3 protein-coding genes are annotated in these 4,196 nt (G+C 33.3%); all 3 read left to right on the top strand.

What is annotated here, in order from left to right; all coding sequences use genetic code 11:
• The first annotated feature begins 888 nt into the window (after window positions 1-888).
• The 3 genes from IX84_RS30275 to IX84_RS30265 are packed head-to-tail and all read left to right on the top strand — an operon-like array spanning window position 889 to window position 3,726.
• The gene (locus IX84_RS30275) at window positions 889-1,443 is read left to right on the top strand and encodes a hypothetical protein (RefSeq protein WP_044230360.1); all 555 of its coding nucleotides are present in this window, start codon (window positions 889-891) and stop codon (window positions 1,441-1,443) included.
• Window positions 1,436-2,038: a hypothetical protein gene (locus IX84_RS30270; protein WP_044230358.1), complete on the top strand. Its 603-nt coding sequence runs from the start codon at window positions 1,436-1,438 to the stop codon at window positions 2,036-2,038. The genes IX84_RS30275 and IX84_RS30270 overlap by 8 nt, the downstream gene beginning before the upstream one ends.
• Entirely contained in the window at window positions 2,035-3,726 is a 1,692-nt protein-coding gene (locus tag IX84_RS30265; RefSeq protein WP_152605316.1) for a hypothetical protein, read from the top strand. Before IX84_RS30270 ends, IX84_RS30265 begins: the two co-directional genes overlap by 4 nt.
• Window positions 3,727-4,196 lie beyond the last annotated feature (470 nt).

Raw genomic sequence — 4,196 nt, 5'->3', positions numbered from 1 at the left:
CAGGTGCATTGAATAGATTTAGCAGGAGAATAATTGGATGATTTTCATTGGGTTAAGTTGATTCATACGGGCGATAAACTAAATGAGGGTATCCATTTTGCCTGAAAATTGGTGGTCCGAAATCGGAGAATTGGATAAACTTGAAAAAAGCCCCCTTATTTCGTCTTCGAAAATAGAGAGATGGCCGCTCGTTTTGTAAAAATCGAATAAAACGCGAATGCTGTGAACATTGGCTACCCGACAAGCCCGGTAAAATCCTGAAAATGAAAAAAGAGAAAAGAAAGTCCGCTACAGTCAGCAAAAGCCCGGGCTACGCCAAGTTAGCCTTTTGCTGCCTGCGCTATTTTGGTGAAATGGAATGAAAAGATTAATTTCAAGAATCCGGGCCTGCGGGTAGCCCGGGCCGTTAGGCACAATTACAAATTTCAGAACCAAGTTAAAGGATAGGGATAAAGAAGCTTTCGTTTTCAGTAATATCCATTATGCTAAAGTGATTTTTAGAAGAAAAATGTTATATTAGGGTCGTTTATTTGAATCCTTTGGAAAAATGATCTGGAAGTTTGGATTAAATAAAGGAGAAAATTAATGCTACATTATAATCAATGTAGTGGTCGAAATAATTCTTGAAGGAACGAAACCGAAATTAGATAGCATAATAACTAAACTAAACGAAATCACTATCAGAAAATTCCATTAAATCTAACTATAAATTTACTAAATTTACGACCGGAGCTAAAAAATCTGATGGTGATTAATGATGGAAATTCTCTAGTCTGTTGTGAGAAACAATAGATTTATAATCGGACAAGATGTGAGGATACTGAAAGGAAATGAGCCTAAATATTAAATAAGCTTTTGATTGTCTGTTTTTAAATTAGAATTGTAAATATGTCCTATAAAGACTTACAAGATTGGTTTACCTTGTGGAAACACAATAAAAAAAAGGCTATAGGGGTTATCGTTTTTTTATCAATTATTGTTTTTGTGGTGGCACTTTTAAAAAAGTTCGGTGAGAAAACTGGAGAAGCATTTTTCTACAGAGAGAACCATAATATTCAAGAATCTTCTAATGTAGATATGGGATCTTTGAATAAAAACGAATTGAAAAGCAAAGCTTTAGCTGATTTTGATACGCTAAATAAAGATAGCGAAAGAATCGAGAAGCTAGAGTATTCTTTAGCAAACTTTATAAATAGCGATAAAAAAGAGAATTTATTCTATGAAAAGTTGTTTGAGGAGTTTGCCTCTAGCGCTGTTGTAGAAAGAGTTATGTTGAAAGGGGTTATTTCGCCATCTATTTCTTTCCAAGCTTACTTAGACGATCTTTCGACTGGTATTTTGTCTGATGAGTTTACAATCGAAAGAGTTATTTTTAATGAGAAAAATAAAGTTATTCTGTTGAGAATAAACCATGAGAGTGAAAACGAAATAAAATATGAATAAAAAACTTTTCTTCTTTATTAGTGTATTTAGTACTTGTAATTTGGCTGTGTGTCAAGATTATTTATCTTCACAAAAAAAGTATAAAACCATTCACATTTGTGACGAAAAAATTGAAATCGTAAAACGATATATAACATTAATTGCAGATAAAAGCCTTGATTATAGAACCAGAACACGAAAAGTAAACAGTGTTTTAAATCATTTTGAAGAAGGAGCTTTAATTGAGGTTAGTAGTGTAAATCATAACAAAATAACGTCACTATTAGCAGATGAGTATTTTAGAAGATTACGAGACTTAGAGTATACTAAAGTTGAGATAACTTGGGAAAATGAATTGAATTCAATTTCTAAAGTTACCCCGATTAATAACAATACTTATAAGGTTATTGGTAGGTATAGTCAACGGTTCGTAGGGTATGATCGATATGGAAATAAATCTTACGCAGATGTAACTATAAAGACTGTAACTATTAAAGTTCAAGAGACTATTGATGCATCTGGTGAGACTTACACAAATGTATTAATAACAAACATTGGCATTGAGTCTACTTATGAAGAAAAAGAATATGATGGATTATTTTTAAAAAAACAATGATGCAAGTAAGAATAATTGTATTGCTTTCTATTTTACTATTTCCATGTGAAGTATACTCACAAGAAATAAAGAAAAAACGAATAGAAAATTTAATAGAGGAGCTTGAGCATTTCTATAATTTATTAGGAGACCCTAACGTATCCACTAAGGACAAGCATAACTCAATCGATGGAAACACTAGTATTTGGTTTTGCGAGGGAATCGTAATGATCTATAATGATCTTGAGTATTCTAAAAATAATCTAAACAAGTACCTTCCTCTGGAAGACTATCTCAATTTCATCCCCAACCGATTGTATATCACGGAAATTAAACTTCTTGATTATCGGTTTGTACCAGATATAGATAATAAAAATCCGATTGATATTTATGCATTTGTAGAAAAATCTGATAATAGATTTTATACCCAGCCTAAGCAATTGGTAATATCGATTCGAGTTTACAATGACACAGATTTCCCCTTAAAAGTATGTTCTGTAAAAGACTTCGTTGATAAAGATGATGATGGAGTATATGATCCTTTAGATAAATGCCTTTTTTCAAGCTCTACTTCTGTCGATCAAGACGGATGTACTGATCTGGATAAAGATGGCTATTTTAGTGATACTTCAAAAAGTGACCCAATGTTTGATTTAGATGATGATCAAGCATGCGTACCAGATGAAAATAACATTTGGTGTGATTACGATGGAGATGGCGTACCAAATGATAAAGACATATGTCCTGATACCGAAAAAGATGACATAAAGCGTGTTGATGCTAATGGATGTACCGATAGAGATCGAGATGGATACTATCCAGATATTAATAAAAAATCTGTTAATTATGATCCCGATGATTATAATAATTTGGTGCCGCAAAATGATAATGATAATATAGAGCTGGATAAAAAGAAGAAAAGGATAAGTAAACCAATCATACCAGAAACTTTTTGGTATGATCTCTCTGATGTTTTTCTTGGAGATAACGATAACGATTTTTGGTTTGAGGGACAGGCTGGAATCAATTTTCCTTTGAATCCTTTTCAAAGGCGAGATTTATTTGACTATAGTCAGAATAGGTGGGTAGATAATTTAGGGTATACCAAAGCAAGTGTTGCAAGTGAGGTCTCCGTTACTTATATGCCATTTACCAAGTTTGGTTTTAGCCTAGGATTCGGTTTTTTTTCATTTGGGTTTGACGAAGAAGAACTAGCTGATGATATATCTACTCTTCTATCAATCAATCAAATTTCCCACACAAACGTATATGTAGATACTCAATATTATTTTTATTCTTATGCGATTCTAAAGCCAAATATGAGAATCTTGTCAATGGAGGATCATGATGTCTCACTTAGTTTTTCACCAGGGATAGGTTTGCTAAATAGTAATAATAAACGTAATGCTTTAGAGGGAGAAATTTCTGGTATAAATTCTTTTTTTTCTGGACCAATTTCTGATGAGGTTTCATTGAAGTCTGCAACGGGTAAGAAATCTATATTTTTCAAAGGCGATTTATCTATGGTGGGCTATTTAAGCGATTATGACGTATTAATTGGAGGGACTTTGTCATATATAGCAGGAAATTATCCGATTAATCCAGAGTTAGGTTTTGATGGTTCTTCGGGTATCCCTTCTGTTTCAATTAATAAAATGAAAGTGAGGGCATTTCAATTTAGCATATGTGTTAGAGTAGGTATTTATTAAGTTATGAACGTATACCCACTGTGCCTAACACAGTGCAGCCGACAATACTCCGCTTTGCTCCGTACTGCGGCTGCACAACCCGTTATGGGGTACCGCATCAGAATTGGCATTCTATGGAATTGAAAATATAGATTCTCCCGCCTCAAAAATGAAAACTCAGAATAGAGAATTATCCATAAATCTAGAATTTGAGTTCCCAATCGGGTAATTGAAATTTTGAAAGGCGGGTAAAGGTCCTGTCGAGTATTGTATTCTTTACGGATAATCGAACTGAAAACGAAAAATTTGGATGCTTAAGATTAACCGGGCCCATCTTGAAAAATGGGATTGGTTTTTTCAGAAGGAGTTTGAGTTTAGGCGGCTTTTGAAATAGAAATCAGGAATTTGAATCTCGTCCAAAAACAGGATTTAGAAATCGTAAACATTCAGCCGCTTTAGACAAAGTTAAAATAAAATACGATATTTAATCC

It is taken from the genome of Phaeodactylibacter xiamenensis, assembly GCF_000759025.1.
GTDB lineage: Bacteria > Bacteroidota > Bacteroidia > Chitinophagales > Saprospiraceae > Phaeodactylibacter > Phaeodactylibacter xiamenensis.
The sequence above is the reverse complement of the archived record's forward strand: the minus strand, read 5'-3'. Positions and strand labels throughout refer to the sequence as shown.